Below are 14,371 nucleotides of genomic sequence, written 5' to 3'. Positions count from 1 at the left end.
CGAGCTCCCGCCGGAGCCCCTCGCCGCGGCTCGGTCCACGGAGCACCGCGCCCAGGCCACCAAGAGACGGCCGGGGCGCGCCCGCGCGGGCTCGCCCCGAGGTCCGTCAGCTGTTGGAGATGATCCGCCCCGCCGTGATGAACACGGCGACGCGGCGCTCGGCGGCCATCACGCGGTCGAATTCGGCCCAGTCGTCGTGCGTGCCGGTGGCGGCCTTGAAGACGTCGCGCAGCAAGGTCGGCAGGCCCGCCGGGTCGAAGGCGGGGTCGCGGTCGTCCGGGCCGAGCAGGTGCGTCGCCCCGGTGACGGACACCCAGTCCCAGCCGCGGCGGAAGGTCAGCGTCGCGTTCCCGGCCTTGCGCAGCAGCTTCAGCTTGTGGGCCGCGCCCGCCGCCACGAAGGCGACGCCGGGCTCGCCGGTGACGGGGTCGGCCAGTACCCCGGCGTTCACGACGGACGAGTGCACCGTCCCGTCGGCGCGCGTGGTCGAGACGGTCGCGAGGCCGTTCTCCTGGAGCGAGAGCTTGCGGACGTGTTCCAGATCGGCGGTCATGCCCCCACTCAACGCCTGAAGCCGCGAAGGTATTCGCCATCCGCCGTCGCCGGTTCAAGTGAATTCCGCTTCGGTGGGTCTCGCGTTCACGACCGGGGCCCAGCGTTGAGCCGTCGATTCTGGGTCGCGGTGGGCCTCACTGGCTTTGGTTCGAAGATCGGGGACCGCCGCGGGTCACGGTGTTCACCGGCCACGCTCTAGGCTCCGGAGCATGTTCGAAGACCTCGAGTTCCCCGTGATCGCGGCGCCGATGGCGGGCGGCCCGACGACACCCGAACTCGTCTCCGCGGTCACGGCCGCGGGCGGGTTCGGGTTCCTCGCGGGCGGCTACCTCGCGGTGGCCGCGCTGGACGAGCAGATCACCCGCACCGCCGAGCTGACCGGCGGGAAGTTCGGGGTGAACCTGTTCGTGCCCGGCAGCAAGTCGGCCGTGGACCTCACCGATCACCACGAGCGCATGGTCACCGAGGCGCTGCGCTACGGCGTGGAGCCGGGCGAGCCGGTGTGGGACGACGACGAGTACCCCGCGAAGCTCGACCTGGTCGTGCGGCACGGGGTGCCGCTGGTGTCGTTCACGTTCGGGGCGCCGACGTCGGCCGAGGCGCACCGGGTCCACGAGGCGGGCGGCCGGGTCGCCGTCACCGTCACGAGCCCCGACGAGGCCGATCTGGCGGCCGCGCGCGGCGCCGACGCGCTCGTGGTCCAGGGCTTCGAAGCAGGCGGGCACCGCGGCCTGTTCACCGACGACGCGACGGACCCGGCGGGCGGCGAGCAGTACGGCCTGCTCGCCCTGCTGCGGCTGATCGCCGCGCGCACGAGCCTGCCGCTCGTCGCGGCGGGCGGGCTCGTGCACGGGGCCGACGTCGCCGCCGTCCTGGCCGCCGGCGCGTCCGCGGCTCAGCTGGGGACGGCGTTCCTGCAGACGAACGAAGCGGGCACGGCCTCGGCGCAGCGTCGCGCGCTGGCGGAAGGCGGGCGGCTGACGGCGTTCACGCGCGCGTTCAGCGGCCGTCCGGCCCGTGGTCTGGTCAACCGCGTGCTGAGTGATCTCTCGGCCCATGCGCCGGCCGCGTACCCGCAGCTGCACCACTTGTCCAAGCCGATCCGCGCCGCCGCCGCGCGCGCCGACGACCCCGAAGCGATGTCCCTGTGGGCGGGACAGACCTACCCGCTCGCCCCGGACGGGTCCGCCGCGTCGGTGGTGGAACGGCTGCGCGCCGAGGCCAAGGCAGCCGTCGAACGGCTCGACCGGCTCCGCTGACGAACCGGGGCGGGGCCGCGCGGCCCCCCCCCGGACCGGTTCAGTCCGAAGTGGACTTGTCGGTGCCCGGCTCCGCCGAACTGCGCGCCAGCAGCGAGTGGCGGCGGCTGTAGCCGAAGTACACGATCATGCCGATCACGAACCAGATCGCGAACCGCAGCCACGTCTCGGGCTTGAGGAACGTGATCAGCCAGATCGAGAACACGACGCCGATGATCGGCACCACGGGCATGCCGGGCGTGCGGAACGTGCGCGGCAGGTCGGGCCGCTTGTAGCGCAGCACGATCACCGCGATGCACACCACGACGAACGCCAGCAGGATGCCGATGTTCGTGAGCTCCGCCGCCTCGCTGATCGGCAGGAAGCCGGCGATGATCGCCGACGCGACCCCGAGGATCCACGTCGTGCGCGTGGGCACCTTGCGCACCGGGTGCGTTTTGCCGAACCACCTCGGCAGCAGGCCGTCGCGGCTCATCGAGTAGCCCACGCGCGTGGCGCCGAGCAGGAACGTGAACAGCACCGTGAGGATGCCGATGATGGCGCCCACCGCGATCACCGCGCCGAGCCAGCCGAGACCGACCTTCGCGAACGCGCTGGAGAACGCCGCCTCCGGGTCGATGTCGGTGTACTTCACCATGCCCGTGAGCACGAGGCAGGCCAGCACGTACAGGACCATCGAGATCCCCAGCGAGTACATGATCGCTTTCGGCATGTGCTTCTGGGAGTCCTTCGACTCCTCGGCCGCGGTCGACATCGCGTCGTAGCCGAACACCGCGAAGAACACCGTGGCCGCGCCGGTGAAGGCGCCGCTGATGCCGAACGGGAAGAAGTTGCTGTAGTTGCCCGTCTTGATGTGGAACGCGCCGACCACGATCACCAGCACGACGAGGCCGACCTTCAGGTACACCAGCAGCGTTTCGAACCGCGCCGCGTTCTTCATGCCCTGGTTGAGGATGAACGCGATGAGCAGGCACAGCACCACGGCGAACAGGTTCACCACGTACGAGTGCGGGGCCACGCCGTCGGACTCGGTGCCCGGTGCGCCCGACATCCACGCCGGCAGCGACACGTGCAGGAAGCCCAGCAGGTCGTTGAAGTAACCGGAGATGCCGATGGCCACCACCGCGACGATCGCCGTGTACTCCAGCAGCAGGTCCCATCCGATGAACCAGCCGACGATCTCGCCGAGCACCGCGTAGCCGTAGGTGTAGGCGGAGCCGGCGCGCGGGATCAGCCCGGCGAACTCCGCGTACGAGAAGGCGGCGGCCGCGCTCGCGATGCCGGCGATGAGGAACGAGATCAGCACGGCGGGACCGGCCGTCTGGTTGGCCACCGCGCCCGCGAGCGAGAAGATGCCCGCGCCGATGATGCCGCCGACGCCGATCGCCGTCAGCTGGCGCAGCCCGAGCGTGCGCTGCAGGCCGCCTTCCGCGGTCGACTCGATGTTTTCGATCGGTTTGCGGCGGAAGATCCCGGACCCGGTTCCCAGGTTTCGCCCAGCGGTCATCGATGTCTCCTCATCCGTCGTGAACCGAGCCCGGATCACGGGCTCTGACGGCGCACCGTACTAGGCCGTGTCCGGTCTGTCACCGACGTTGCGGCGTGGGCGAAACGTCAGCCCGCGGCGGTGTCCTCGGCGGCCCCCGCGGCGGACGCGGTGGCCGGCTTGGTGCCGCCCGCGCGCACCGCGCCGGCGGCGAAGAACGTGAGCAGCTCGGCGATCTCCGGCGGGTCGTCCAGCTGCGGGCAGTGGCCCCAGTCCTCGCGCACCAGCAGGCGGCTGTGCGGCACGAGCGTGTGCAGCCGCCGCCCGGCGGCCGACGTGACGAGCTTGTCCTTGCCACAGGCCACGACCAGCAGCGGCACCCGGACCCGGTCGAGCTCGTAGGCGTCGGCCAGCTCCGTGACGAGCTGGCGCGCCTGCTCGAGCCGCGTGGTCGTGGCGCGGTAGTCGGGGAAGAGCGTGGTGAACCGGCGGACCTGGCCCGCGTCGGCGGTTCCGGAGTCGGCGTACAGCAGCCGGGGCACGACCTGCTCGGCGACGGCGCGCACCACGAAACCCGGAACGGGCAAGGGAAGCGCGGAGTACAGCCGCAGCGGAAGCGGGTTGCGCGCGACCGTGCGCACGAGCCACGAATCGACGAACCCGGGGGCGGCGATGGACACGACCCCGATGACCGGCAGCCGCGTGTTCTGCGCCGCGCGCAGGCCCAGCGTGCCGCCGAGGGAGTTGCCGGCCAGCACGATGGGGCCGAGCACGGCCTGTTCGCGCACGACGCCCGCGGCGAACGCGTCGAGCTGCGGCAGCATCGGACCCGGCCGCAGTGGCTGCGCGTCGCCGAACCCGGGCAGGTCCACGGCCACGGCCGCGATGCCCGCGGCGTCGAGCTCCTGCAGCACCGGGCGCCAGGTGTCCGCGCTGTCGCAGTACCCGTGGAGCAGCACGAGCCGCGGGGCGCGGGGCTTGTCCGCAGGGTGCTTGCGCGAGCGCTTGGGCGCCTCGGCCACCGGGGGACCGACCTCGAGCACACGGGTCAGCACGCCGGCGAAGCGCCGGAAGGAAACCCGGATCGGGTCCGGTTCGCTGGTGGCCCGGCCGCCCCGGACAGCCGGTGCGGGCCGCTTCGATGCGGTCATGTCTACAGGTTAACCGTCCAAGGTCGAGTTCTGGTCGAACTTCGGGGGTAACAAGCCGATTGCGAACTCGGGGTGTTGACGGTTCACGAAACGCGGGTTATAAGCACCGGCCCGGGCCCATCCTCCACGGAAAAGCCCAGGCCGGAGCTGTTCTGTCGACTCAGCGGGTGAACACGATCTTGCCCGCGGTGTCGCCGTCGAACATGGCGCGGAAGCCGTCGGCAGCTTCGGTGAGGGGGAGTTCCTTGCCGATCTGCGGCTTGATCCCCTTGAGGTCGAGGTAGGCCAGCAAGTCGGCCAGTTCCTCGCGAGTCCCCATGGTCGAGCCCGCGACGCGCAGCTGGAGGAAGAACACGCGCTGCAGGTCGGCCGACGGGTCCGGGCCACTGGTGGAACCCGACACGACCACGATGCCGCCCGGCTTGAGCGACTTCAGGCTGTGGCCCCACGTGGCCTTGCCCACGGTTTCGAACGCTGCGTCGACGCGTTCGGGCAGCCGGGCGCCGGACTCGAAGGTCTGGTGCGCGCCCACGGCTTCGGCCAGCGCGCGCTTCTCCTCGCTGCGGCCCGTGACCCACACGCGGAAGCCCGCCGCGCGCCCGAGCGCGATCAGCGCCGTCGACACGCCGCCGGAGGCGCCCTGCACGAGCATAGTCTGGCCGGGGCGCAGGCCCGACTTCACGAAGAGCATGCGGTACGCGGTGAGCCACGCCGTGCCCATCGTCGCGGCCTCGGAGAACGTGAGGCCGGCCGGCTTCGGGACCGCGTTGCGCGCGGGCACCACGACCTGGTCGGCCATCGTGCCCTGGTACTTCTCCGTGAGCAGCGTGCGCCTCGGGTCGAGCGTGTCGTCGCCCTGCCAGCCCGGCGCGTTGACCACGGAGTGGAGGACGACCTCCGTGCCGTCGTCCAGCGTGCCGGCGCCGTCGCAGCCCAGGATCATGGGGAACTGGTCGGGCTTGATGCCGACGCCGCGCAGCGTCCACAGGTCGTGCATGTTGAGGCTGGCGGCCTTCACGTGCACCCGGACCCAGCCTTCGGGCACCTCGGGGTCGGGACGCTCGCCGACGACCAGGGAGTCGAGCGGGGACTCGGCGTTGGGTTCCTTCGCGTATACGGCGAACATGGCAGCAACCTACCGCCCCTGGGTGGGCCGACGCAGCCTGGCGCGCGTAGGCTCACACCCGTGTTCAACGGGCTGGCCGACTGGTGGGACGGGGTCGAGCTCTGGCTCGCCCAGGCGTGGTTCCCCGTCCAGTTCGTGCTGGTCATGGTCGTGGTCGTGCCGCTGTGCCTGCTCGCCGCCTGGGCCATCGACAAGCTCGTGGGCCGCTTCGCGCGCTGGTTCGGCCCGGCTCGCGACGACGACGGCCGCGACTCCTAAGCTGGCGCACCATGGTCAACCGAAGGCGGATCACCGCGGCACTCGTCGGTCTCCTCGTGCTGGTGCTCGGGGGCTGGCTGGTGAAGGAGTCCGTGGGAGGCTCGTCCTCCTCGGCGCCCACGACGCCGAGCACCTCCGCCACCGCCGGCGCGGCGGGCGTCGCCGCGAAGCTGCCCGGCAGTGATTCCGGGCTCCCCGTCGCCTCCCTGTCGTCTCTGCCGTCGCAGGCGCGCGACACGTGGAAGCTGATCGTGGCGGGCGGCCCGTTCCCCTACCCGCGCAACGACGACGTCGTGTTCGAGAATCGTGAGAAGCTCTTGCCGCGGAAGCAAACGGGTTACTACCACGAATACACGGTGAAAACGCCGAACAGCCCCGACCGCGGCCCTCGGCGCCTCGTGACGGGGGAGCAGAAGGAACTGTTCTACACCGGCGACCACTACGCGTCGTTCGTCGTCGTGGACCCGAACCGGTGACCACCGGAGGCGACGCGAAGGCCGCCGCGGACGAAGCCTTCGCGAGGGGCGCGTATCCCCACGTGGTGAACGGTGCGACGGCCGACAAGGCGACGACGCTCGACGCGATCGCGGCGGCGATGTCGTTTCCGGAGTACTTCGGGCGGAACCTGGATGCGCTGTACGACCTGTTGACGGATCTGTCGTGGCTGCCGGCCGGGGAGCACGTGCTGATCTGGACGGGGTCGGATGTGTTGAAGCAGGCGGATCCGAAGACGTATCTGGCGGTACGGAGTGTGTTGTCGGACGCTCAGCGGGCGTTGGGGCCGGCTGGTGGGAAAGCGGATTCCTGGCGGTTGACGGTGATTCTCGCCGAGTCTTGATCGTTGCCGCAGCGCCTCTTACGCCACGCACCAACGCGGCTAGGCCTGGCCGGTGCGGTTTGGTCGGGCGGCTCGTTGCGCTGGCGCGCAACGTTGCGCACGGGGTGGTTGCGTGGGCACCCCGATCTTTGATGGTCGCCACGGTCTGGACCACGAGTCAAGGCGGGAAAGAGTACCTTGACACGTGGTCCAGACCGCGGAGAAGGCGGGGATCGAGGTGCAGGGCCAGGGCTGGGTGCACTGGTGAGTTGTGTGGTGAAGGTGCGGTTGTTTTTCTTTGTGTGTGGGCTGGGTTGGTTCGGTTAGTCTTCGGGGACCCAGTTTGGTTTGCGTTTTTGGGCGAAGGCCAAAATGCCTTCTTGGCCTTCTTCGCTGGCGAAGAAGGTGGTGGAGAGTTCGTTCATCGCCGCGAAGCCGTCGGAGGGGGTGGCGGGGCGGGGTTGGCTCAGGAGGGTCTTGGTGGCTGCCAGGGCCTTGGGGCCGCCGAGGGTGAGGGAGTTCAGGTACTTCTGGACGGTCTCGTCGAGTTCCGTGGCGGGGACGACGGCGTTGAGGAGGCCGATCTCCGCGGCGCGCTGGGCGTCGAAGACGTCGCCGGTGAGGAAGAGTTCGTGGGCGGCGCGGGGGTTCAGGCGGGGGAGCACGGTGAGCGAGATGATCGCCGGGACCACGCCGATGCGGACTTCGGAGAAGGCGAACGTCGCTTCGGGGGCGGCGATGGCGATGTCGCACGCGGCGACCATGCCGATGCCGCCGGCGCGGGCGGGGCCGGCGAGGCGCGCGACGACGGGCTTGGGGCTCGTCCAGAGCTGGTCCAGGATCTTCGGGAACTCGTTGACGCCCTGGTCGCCGGCGCCCGCGCCGCGGGCTTCCTTCAGGTCCATGCCCGCGCAGAAGACGGGGCCGGTGTGGGTCAGGAGCACCACGCGCACCGCGTCGTCCGCGATGGCCTTGTCGAGCGAGCCGGACAGCTCGCGGCGCAACTGCGCGGAGAGGGCGTTGCGGTTGTGCGGGGAGTCGAGGGTGATCGTGGCGGTGCCGCCCACCACGTCGTAGTGCACCAGTTCGTCAACCATGGCACCACCCTCGCACACCGGACCGCGGCGACCGCTGTGACGTGCGCCGGGGCCGCCCCGCGCGGGGCGGCCCCCGGAGTGCCGTCAGCCGACGGTGGTGGTCGTGAACACCGGGCTCGGCGACGGGAAGCACGCCGTCGGCGCCGAAATGTCGACGAGCTGGTTCACGACGGCCGTGAAGGTGAGGCCGGGGTCGTCGTAGCTCGTGCCGGCCAGCTTCGTCTCGATCGTGCCGGCCGAGCCCGCCGTGAGGTGCACGGTCACGGTCGGCAGCTCGAACGACGCGCCGCCGGCGATCGGGCCGGGGAACGCCAGCGTGGCGACGCCGCCGGACACGGTGATCTCCGGCGGCGTCGAGCCGAGGCCCGAACCGCCCGTGAGGTCGGCGCCGACGAACGTCGAGTTCGCCGGCACGGGGATCTTCAGGGCGAAGTCCTTGATCTCCTTCACCTGGTAGCCGCTGACCTCGGCGGGCACGGCATTGGCCGCCGGGTCCACCACCACGTCGAGCGTGCCGCCGGGCGCGACGGTCGCGGGCGCGGTCACGTCGGCGTTCTGCGTGAGGGTGAGCTGCTGCGGGCCGACGACGGGTGCGTCGGCCTGGCAGTCGAACGTGACGGTGGTGGCGGCCGAGGCCGGAACGGCGAACGTGAGCACGCCGCCGGCGGCGAGGGCGGCCACGGGAACGATCTCGCGCAGGGCTGACTTCATCTGCTCCACCTGTTTCCGGTACGGGGACGGGAGGGAAGTCGCGACGCTTAGGTAGTTACCGACGGGTCACCTAGTCCGTCAAGGATTTCCCGTTCCCAGGTGCGGACGGTGAAGATCTGGCAATGACGTGCACCAAAACGCGTATCAGATTCAGCTTTACCCGCTGACCTGCGGCGGACCGTGCTACTGAGCCGGTACCTTGAGCACGGCTCCGTCGTAGCGGCGCAGCACCGCGGCCGCCACGCGCGGGTCGGTGCCCAGCGGTTCGGCCAGGAACACGCCCCGGTCGGCCTCGCGCGCCAGCGCCGCGATCCGGTCGGGCAGCAGGCCCGGCGCGAGGAACCACGACGCCACGACGACCCGCCGCACCCCGCGCTCCCGCAGCCGCGCCACGGCGGCCGGCACGTCGGGCTGCGCGGCGCTCGCGAACGCCTCGGTGACGGGCAGGTCCAGGTCCGCCTCCCAGCGCGCGGCCAGATCCGCGACGGCCGCGTTGGCTCCCGCGTTCGACGAGCCGACAGCGCTCACCACAACCCCGTCGCCGAGTCCGAGGCCCGCGCCGGCCAGCCGGTCGAGGGCGACCTCTTCGAGCACGGGATCGACGCCGAGTACGTCGGACACGCGCACGTCGAAACCCGGGCACTCGCCCTGGACCTCGGTGACGAGCGCGGGCAGGTCCACCCGCGCGTGGAACGCGCTGCCCAGCAGCAGCGGCACGACGACCGCCGACCGGTGGCCCTGCTCGTACAAGCGGCGCAGGACGTCGGTGACGCGCGGCTCCGAGAGGTCCAGGAACGACTCGTACACCTCGAGGTCCGCCGCCTGCGCGCGCACGCGCTCCACGAGCCCCCGCACGGTCGCCGCCGAGCGGGGGTCGCGGCTGCCGTGCGCGACGGGGACGAGGGGCGGCGTCACGCGAACCGTTCGCCGACCAGCCCGGCGGCGAGCGTGTCGCCGTCCTTCGGGTCGATCACGAGGAACGCGCCCGTGCGCGGGCTCGCGGCGTAGTCGTCGACACCCAGCGCCTCCGCCAGCCGCAGCTCGACGCGGCCGATGTCGTTGAGCTTCAGCGACTCCGGTTCGTCCACACTGGACAGCGTCTGCTCGTCGAAGCGAGCGGTCAGTCCGGTGACGATCGCCTGCACCGTGCGCGTGCCGTGCTTCACCAGCACCCGGGCGCCCGGCTTGAGCTGCTTGGACGACAGCCAGCACAGAGTCGCGGTGAGCTCGTCGGTGATCCGCGGCGGCCGGTCGGCCACGGCGATCAGGTCGCCGCGCGAGATGTCGAGGTTGTCGGCGAGCAGGAGCGTCACCGAGGTACCCGCGCCGGCTTCGTCGAGCGGGCCGTCGGCCGTGTCGATGCGCTCCACCGTGCTGCGCAGGCCGGCGGGCAGCACCACGACCTCATCACCCGGGCGCACGGTGCCGGCGGCGATCTGCCCGGCGTAGCCGCGGTAGTCGAGGTGCTCGGGCGTGCGGGGGCGGATGACGTACTGCACGGGGAAGCGGAACGCGGCCTCGTGCGGGTCCGGCGCGACCGGCACCGTCTCCAGGTGTGCCAGCAGCGACGGTCCGTCGTACCACGGCGTGCGCTCCGACGTCGTGGCGACGTTGTCGCCCTCCAGCGCCGAGACCGGGATGGTCACGACGGCGTCGCGCGGGTAACCCAGTGATTCGGCGTGGGCGGTGAATTCCTTCGCGATCACGGTGAAGGTTTCCTCGTCGTAGTCGACGAGGTCGATCTTGTTCACCGCCAGCACGAGCCGCGGCACCCCGAGCAGCGCCAGCACCGCGGCGTGGCGCCGGGTCTGCTCCACGACGCCCTTGCGCGCGTCCACCAGCAGCACCGCCAGCTGCGCGGTCGAGGCACCGGTGACGGTGTTGCGCGTGTACTGCACGTGCCCCGGCGTGTCGGCCAGCACGAACGAGCGCTTCGGGGTGGCGAAGTAGCGGTAGGCCACGTCGATGGTGATGCCCTGCTCGCGCTCGGACCGCAGCCCGTCCACCAGCAACGACAGGTCCGGAGTGGACAGTCCCTTGTCGACAGACGCTCGCGTGACGGCGTCGAGCTGGTCGGCCAGCACGGACTTGGTGTCGTACAGCAGCCGCCCGACCAGGGTCGACTTGCCGTCGTCGACGCTGCCCGCGGTGGCGAGCCTCAGCAGCGAACTCATCAGAAGTAGCCCTCCCGCTTGCGGTCCTCCATCGCGGCCTCCGACATCCGGTCGTCGGCCCGCGTCGCGCCGCGCTCGGTCAAGCGCGACGCCGACACTTCCGCGATCACCTCGTCCACCGTGCTCGCGGTGGACTCGATCGCCCCCGTGCACGAACCGTCGCCCACGGTCCGGTACCGCACCGACAGCTCGCGGACGTCTTCGCCCGCGCGCGGCCCGCCCCACGGGCCTTCGGTGAGCCACATGCCGTCACGCTGGTAGACCGCGCGCCGGTGCGCGTAGTAGATCGAGGGCAGCTCGACCTCCTCGCGGGCGATGTAGTTCCACACGTCCGCCTCGGTCCAGTTCGACAACGGGAACACCCGCACCTGCTCACCGGGGCGGTGGCGGCCGTTGTAGAGGTTCCACAGCTCCGGGCGCTGCCGGCGCGGCTCCCACTGGCCGAACGCGTTGCGCAGGCTGAAGATCCGCTCCTTCGCCCGCGCGCGCTCCTCGTCGCGCCGGCCGCCGCCGAAGACCGCGTCGAACTTGTTCTCCGCGATCGTGTCGAGCAACGGCGTGGTCTGCAGCGGGTTGCGCATGCCGTCGGCGCGCTCTTCGAGGCGACCGTCGTCGATCCAGTCCTGCACCTTCGCCACGACCAGGCGCAGCCCGTGCTTCTCGACGACGTGATCGCGGAAGGCGATGACCTCGTCGAAGTTGTGGCCGGTGTCCACGTGCAGCAACGGGAACGGCACCGGCGCGGGCCAGAAGGCCTTGATCGCCAGGTGCAGCAGCAGCGTCGAGTCCTTGCCGCCGGAGAACAGGATCACGGGCCGGTCGAACTCGCCCGCGACCTCGCGGAAGATGTGGATGGCCTCGGATTCCAGCGCGGCCAGGTTGTCGGAGGCGATCGCGGTGGCGGGCTCCTGCGGAGCTCGCTCCCCGGGCACGGCGCCGGACGGCGGGGCGTCGGTGGCGGGTTCGAGAGTGGTCATCGGTCCTTCCTCAGCCGTGCAGTCCGCACTCGGTCTTCGACTGGCCGGCCCAGCGGCCGCTGCGCGGGTCCTGTCCCGGCTCCACCTTGGCGGTGCACGGTGCGCACCCGATCGACAGGTAACCCACCGACACCAGCGGGTTCTCGAGGATCCCGTGGTCGCGGATGTAACCGTTGAACTCGTCGTCGGACCACGCGGCGATGGGGTTGATCTTCACGAGCCCGTTGCGCTCGTCCCACGTGACGATCGGGGTGTTCGCGCGCGTCGGCGCGTCCACGCGGCGCACGCCGGTGACCCACGCCGAGTACTGCGAGAGCGTCGAGCGCAGCGGCACGACCTTGCGCAGGAAGCAGCACTGGTTGGGGTCGCGTTCGAACAGGTTCTTCCCGTACTCCGCGTCCTGCTCGGCCACGCTCTGCTCGGCCTGCGCGTTGACGATGTTCACCCCCGGGTACACGGTCTGGACCGCGTCGCGCGTGCCGATGGTCTCGGCGAAGTGGTAGCCGGTCTCGAGGAACAGCACGTTCACGTCCGGCTTCACCTGCGTGGCCAGGTCGATGAGCACGGCGTCCTGCATGTTCGACGCGACGATGAAGTCGTCGCCGAACTGCTCGACCGTCCAGCGCAGTGCTTCGGCCGCCGTCGCCTCGGCCAGCTCCTTCTCCGCGCGTTCGGCCAGGGTCCGGTAGTCAGCTGTGGCCGTCATCGAAGCGTCTCCTCCGGTAGGGACAGTCCGTGGAACTTCACCGAGAACCGGCGCCGGCAACCGCCGCAGAGCCAGCCGCCGTCGTCGGCCGGGCGCAGGTCCTCGTCACCGCAGAACGGGCAGTAGTAGGGCACCGCCCGTTCGGTCGAGGTCACTGCAGCACGCCCTCGTCGGCGCGCGCGACCCACTGCGCGAACCGCTCGCCCGGCTCGCGGCCGGCGAGGTAGGCGCGCACCACACGCTCGACGTAGTCCGACAGCTCGTCGGCGATCACCTTGTGCCCGCGCAGCTTCCGGCCGAACCCGGCGTCAGCGCCGAGGCCGCCGCCCAGGTGCACCTGGAAACCCTCGACCTGCTTGCCCTCGGCGTCGGTGACGATCTGGCCCTTGAGCCCGATGTCGGCGGTCTGCACGCGGGCGCACGAGTTGGGGCAGCCGTTGAGGTGCACGGTCACCGGGTTCTCGAGGTCGCCCTGGATGTCGGCGAGCCGCTGCTCCAGGTCGGCGACCAGCGCCTGCGCGCGGGCCTTCGTCTCGACGATCGCGAGCTTGCAGAACTCCAGGCCCGTGCAGGCCATCACGCTGCGCCGCCAGGGCGAGGGCTTCGTCTGCAGGCCCAGCTCGGCGAGCTCGGTCTCCAGACCCGGCACCTCGGCCTCGGGCACGTCGAGGACCACGAGCTTCTGCTGCGGCGTGAGCCGCACCCGCTCGGAGCCGGCGCGCTCGGCGGCCTTCGCCACGGCCAGGAGCGTCTCGCCGTTCACGCGACCGGCGATCGGGGCGGCGCCGACGTAGAACTTGCCGTCGACCTGCTCGTGCACACCCACGTGGTCGATCGGGTTCGGCGGCACCTCGGGCGCGGGGCCGTCGATCAGCTCGCGCTTGAGGTACTCCTTCTCGAGCACCTCGCGGAACTTCTCCGGGCCCCAGTCCTTCACGAGGAACTTGATGCGGGCCCGCGAACGCAGCCGGCGGTAGCCGTAGTCGCGGAAGACGCCGATCACGCCGGCCCAGACGTCGGGCACCTCGTCGCGCGGCACCCACGCGCCGAGCCGCCGGCCGATCATCGGGTTGGTCGACAGGCCGCCGCCGACCCAGACGTCGAAGCCGGGACCGTGCTCCGGGTGGTTCACGCCGACGAACGCGACGTCGTTGATCTCGTGGGCCACGTCCTGCTGCCCGGAGATCGACGTCTTGAACTTGCGCGGCAGGTTGGCGAACTGCGGGTCGCCGATGTAGCGGCGCTTGATCTCCTCGAGGGCGGGCGTGCCGTCGATGATCTCGTCGGCCGCGATCCCGGCGACGGGCGACCCGAGGATCACGCGCGGGCTGTCACCGCACGCCTCCATGGTCGTCATGCCGGCGTTCTCGAGCTTCTGCCAGATCGCGGGCACGTCCTCGATCTGGATCCAGTGGTACTGGATGTTCTGCCGGTCGGTGATGTCCGCGGTGCCGCGCGCGTGCGTCTGCGAGATCTCCGCCAGCACGGCGAGCTGCTGCGTGGTGAGCATGCCGCCGTCGATGCGCACCCGCATCATGAAGTAGCGGGCGTCGAGCTCTTCGGGCTCCAGCGTCGCCGTGCGGCCGCCGTCGATGCCTTCTTTGCGCTGCGTGTACAGGCCGAACCAGCGGAAGCGGCCGCGCAGGTCACCCGGGTCGATCGAGTCGAAGCCGCGGTGGGCGTAGATGTTCTCGATGCGCGCGCGGGCGTTGAGCGGGTGGTCGTCCTTCTTCGAGCGTTCGTTGGGGTTCAGCGGTTCGCGGTAGCCGAGCGCCCACTGTCCCTCACCGCGCTTCTGCCGCGGACGGCTCTTCGCGGGGGTTTCGCGCGTGGGAGAGGCCATGAGGAGTCCTCCGGGTTCGTGGCTCCGGCCCGCGTTCGGCCCGCTTTCCGGGCAGCGTGGATCGCGGCGGGTCCGGCGCCGGCTGTCCAGGTGTGGTGGGCTGGTCGGGCGTCGGGAGTCAGCGGACAGGCCGGCAGAGCGCGCTCGCGACGCGCAACAGGTCGACGTGGCGACGCGCCACGAGCAGGACACCGGCAGGACTCACGCGACC

The 14,371-nt window shown here is 71.0% G+C and carries 17 protein-coding genes; 4 read left to right on the top strand and 13 right to left on the bottom strand.

Annotated features, from left to right (window positions below; all coding sequences use genetic code 11):
• Positions 1-106: 106 nt before the first annotated feature.
• Entirely contained in the window at positions 107-553 is a 447-nt protein-coding gene (locus ACIA77_RS25025; protein WP_395888387.1) for a pyridoxamine 5'-phosphate oxidase family protein, read from the bottom strand.
• Positions 554-764: 211 nt separating this feature from the next.
• Between ACIA77_RS25025 and ACIA77_RS25020 the strand changes: the two genes are divergently transcribed.
• On the top strand, positions 765-1,814 hold the full coding sequence (locus tag ACIA77_RS25020) for an NAD(P)H-dependent flavin oxidoreductase (RefSeq protein WP_395888386.1): 1,050 nt from the start codon (positions 765-767) through the stop codon (positions 1,812-1,814).
• Between the two features lie 40 nt (positions 1,815-1,854).
• Here ACIA77_RS25020 and ACIA77_RS25015 read toward each other — a convergent pair whose 3' ends face one another.
• The 3 genes from ACIA77_RS25015 to ACIA77_RS25005 form a co-directional block, all read right to left on the bottom strand.
• Entirely contained in the window at positions 1,855-3,321 is a 1,467-nt protein-coding gene (locus tag ACIA77_RS25015; RefSeq protein ID WP_395888385.1) for an amino acid permease, read from the bottom strand.
• 107 nt (positions 3,322-3,428) lie between these two features.
• Positions 3,429-4,451 (bottom strand): alpha/beta fold hydrolase, encoded by a 1,023-nt coding sequence (locus ACIA77_RS25010; RefSeq protein ID WP_395888384.1) that lies wholly within the window; start codon positions 4,449-4,451, stop codon positions 3,429-3,431.
• 160 nt (positions 4,452-4,611) lie between these two features.
• Positions 4,612-5,577: a zinc-binding dehydrogenase gene (locus ACIA77_RS25005; RefSeq protein WP_395888383.1), complete on the bottom strand. Its 966-nt coding sequence runs from the start codon at positions 5,575-5,577 to the stop codon at positions 4,612-4,614.
• A 60-nt stretch (positions 5,578-5,637) separates the two neighbouring features.
• On the opposite strand from ACIA77_RS25005, the gene ACIA77_RS25000 reads away from it, so the two are divergent.
• The 3 genes from ACIA77_RS25000 to ACIA77_RS24990 are packed head-to-tail and all read left to right on the top strand — an operon-like array spanning position 5,638 to position 6,673.
• The gene (locus ACIA77_RS25000; RefSeq protein WP_395888382.1) at positions 5,638-5,835 is read left to right on the top strand and encodes a hypothetical protein; all 198 of its coding nucleotides are present in this window, start codon (positions 5,638-5,640) and stop codon (positions 5,833-5,835) included.
• Between the two features lie 11 nt (positions 5,836-5,846).
• Complete coding sequence (locus ACIA77_RS24995; RefSeq protein ID WP_395888381.1) at positions 5,847-6,311, top strand: ribonuclease domain-containing protein; 465 nt, start codon at positions 5,847-5,849, stop codon at positions 6,309-6,311.
• The gene (locus ACIA77_RS24990) at positions 6,308-6,673 is read left to right on the top strand and encodes a barstar family protein (RefSeq protein ID WP_395888380.1); all 366 of its coding nucleotides are present in this window, start codon (positions 6,308-6,310) and stop codon (positions 6,671-6,673) included. Before ACIA77_RS24995 ends, ACIA77_RS24990 begins: the two co-directional genes overlap by 4 nt.
• 302 nt (positions 6,674-6,975) lie before the next feature.
• On the opposite strand, the gene ACIA77_RS24985 is transcribed toward ACIA77_RS24990, so the two are convergent.
• From ACIA77_RS24985 to ACIA77_RS24945, 9 genes are all read right to left on the bottom strand, one after another.
• Entirely contained in the window at positions 6,976-7,749 is a 774-nt protein-coding gene (locus ACIA77_RS24985; RefSeq protein WP_395888379.1) for an enoyl-CoA hydratase-related protein, read from the bottom strand.
• Positions 7,750-7,833: 84 nt separating this feature from the next.
• Complete coding sequence (locus tag ACIA77_RS24980) at positions 7,834-8,460, bottom strand: cyclase (protein ID WP_395888378.1); 627 nt, start codon at positions 8,458-8,460, stop codon at positions 7,834-7,836.
• Positions 8,461-8,643: 183 nt separating this feature from the next.
• Positions 8,644-9,375: a sirohydrochlorin chelatase gene (locus ACIA77_RS24975; protein WP_395888377.1), complete on the bottom strand. Its 732-nt coding sequence runs from the start codon at positions 9,373-9,375 to the stop codon at positions 8,644-8,646.
• Positions 9,372-10,634 carry a sulfate adenylyltransferase subunit 1 gene (locus ACIA77_RS24970; protein ID WP_395888376.1) on the bottom strand — a complete coding sequence of 421 codons (1,263 nt, stop codon included), beginning with the start codon at positions 10,632-10,634 and terminating at the stop codon, positions 9,372-9,374. The genes ACIA77_RS24975 and ACIA77_RS24970 overlap by 4 nt, the downstream gene beginning before the upstream one ends.
• The gene (gene cysD, locus ACIA77_RS24965) at positions 10,634-11,611 is read right to left on the bottom strand and encodes a sulfate adenylyltransferase subunit CysD (protein WP_395888375.1); all 978 of its coding nucleotides are present in this window, start codon (positions 11,609-11,611) and stop codon (positions 10,634-10,636) included. The genes ACIA77_RS24970 and cysD overlap by 1 nt, the downstream gene beginning before the upstream one ends.
• A 10-nt stretch (positions 11,612-11,621) precedes the next feature.
• The gene (locus ACIA77_RS24960; RefSeq protein WP_395888374.1) at positions 11,622-12,317 is read right to left on the bottom strand and encodes a phosphoadenylyl-sulfate reductase; all 696 of its coding nucleotides are present in this window, start codon (positions 12,315-12,317) and stop codon (positions 11,622-11,624) included.
• Positions 12,314-12,472, bottom strand: a complete 159-nt coding sequence (locus ACIA77_RS24955; RefSeq protein WP_395888373.1) for an Insertion element protein — start codon at positions 12,470-12,472, stop codon at positions 12,314-12,316. Before ACIA77_RS24955 ends, ACIA77_RS24960 begins: the two co-directional genes overlap by 4 nt.
• Complete coding sequence (locus ACIA77_RS24950) at positions 12,469-14,160, bottom strand: nitrite/sulfite reductase (protein ID WP_395888372.1); 1,692 nt, start codon at positions 14,158-14,160, stop codon at positions 12,469-12,471. Before ACIA77_RS24950 ends, ACIA77_RS24955 begins: the two co-directional genes overlap by 4 nt.
• Positions 14,161-14,278: 118 nt before the next feature.
• Positions 14,279-14,365, bottom strand: coding sequence for a putative leader peptide (locus ACIA77_RS24945; RefSeq protein WP_350540000.1), 87 nt, complete (start codon positions 14,363-14,365; stop codon positions 14,279-14,281).
• Between the last annotated feature and the right edge of the window lie 6 nt (positions 14,366-14,371).

Source organism: Amycolatopsis sp. NPDC051903, from assembly GCF_044452505.1.
Lineage (GTDB): Bacteria > Actinomycetota > Actinomycetes > Mycobacteriales > Pseudonocardiaceae > Amycolatopsis.
This window is presented reverse-complemented; position numbering and strand designations above follow the sequence as displayed.

Bases quoted from the DNA above. Each gene is read 5' to 3' on its own strand.
- ACIA77_RS24995 (WP_395888381.1), top strand. From the start codon at position 5,847: ATGGTCAACCGAAGGCGGATCACCGCGGCACTCGTCGGTCTCCTCGTG.
- ACIA77_RS24970 (WP_395888376.1), bottom strand. From the start codon at position 10,634: ATGAGTTCGCTGCTGAGGCTCGCCACCGCGGGCAGCGTCGACGACGGC.
- cysD (WP_395888375.1), bottom strand. From the start codon at position 11,611: ATGACCACTCTCGAACCCGCCACCGACGCCCCGCCGTCCGGCGCCGTG.
- ACIA77_RS24960 (WP_395888374.1), bottom strand. From the start codon at position 12,317: ATGACGGCCACAGCTGACTACCGGACCCTGGCCGAACGCGCGGAGAAG.
- ACIA77_RS24985 (WP_395888379.1), bottom strand. From the start codon at position 7,749: ATGGTTGACGAACTGGTGCACTACGACGTGGTGGGCGGCACCGCCACG.
- ACIA77_RS25020 (WP_395888386.1), top strand. From the start codon at position 765: ATGTTCGAAGACCTCGAGTTCCCCGTGATCGCGGCGCCGATGGCGGGC.
- ACIA77_RS25005 (WP_395888383.1), bottom strand. From the start codon at position 5,577: ATGTTCGCCGTATACGCGAAGGAACCCAACGCCGAGTCCCCGCTCGAC.
- ACIA77_RS25025 (WP_395888387.1), bottom strand. From the start codon at position 553: ATGACCGCCGATCTGGAACACGTCCGCAAGCTCTCGCTCCAGGAGAAC.
- ACIA77_RS25010 (WP_395888384.1), bottom strand. From the start codon at position 4,451: ATGACCGCATCGAAGCGGCCCGCACCGGCTGTCCGGGGCGGCCGGGCC.
- ACIA77_RS24950 (WP_395888372.1), bottom strand. From the start codon at position 14,160: ATGGCCTCTCCCACGCGCGAAACCCCCGCGAAGAGCCGTCCGCGGCAG.
- ACIA77_RS24980 (WP_395888378.1), bottom strand. From the start codon at position 8,460: ATGAAGTCAGCCCTGCGCGAGATCGTTCCCGTGGCCGCCCTCGCCGCC.
- ACIA77_RS25015 (WP_395888385.1), bottom strand. From the start codon at position 3,321: ATGACCGCTGGGCGAAACCTGGGAACCGGGTCCGGGATCTTCCGCCGC.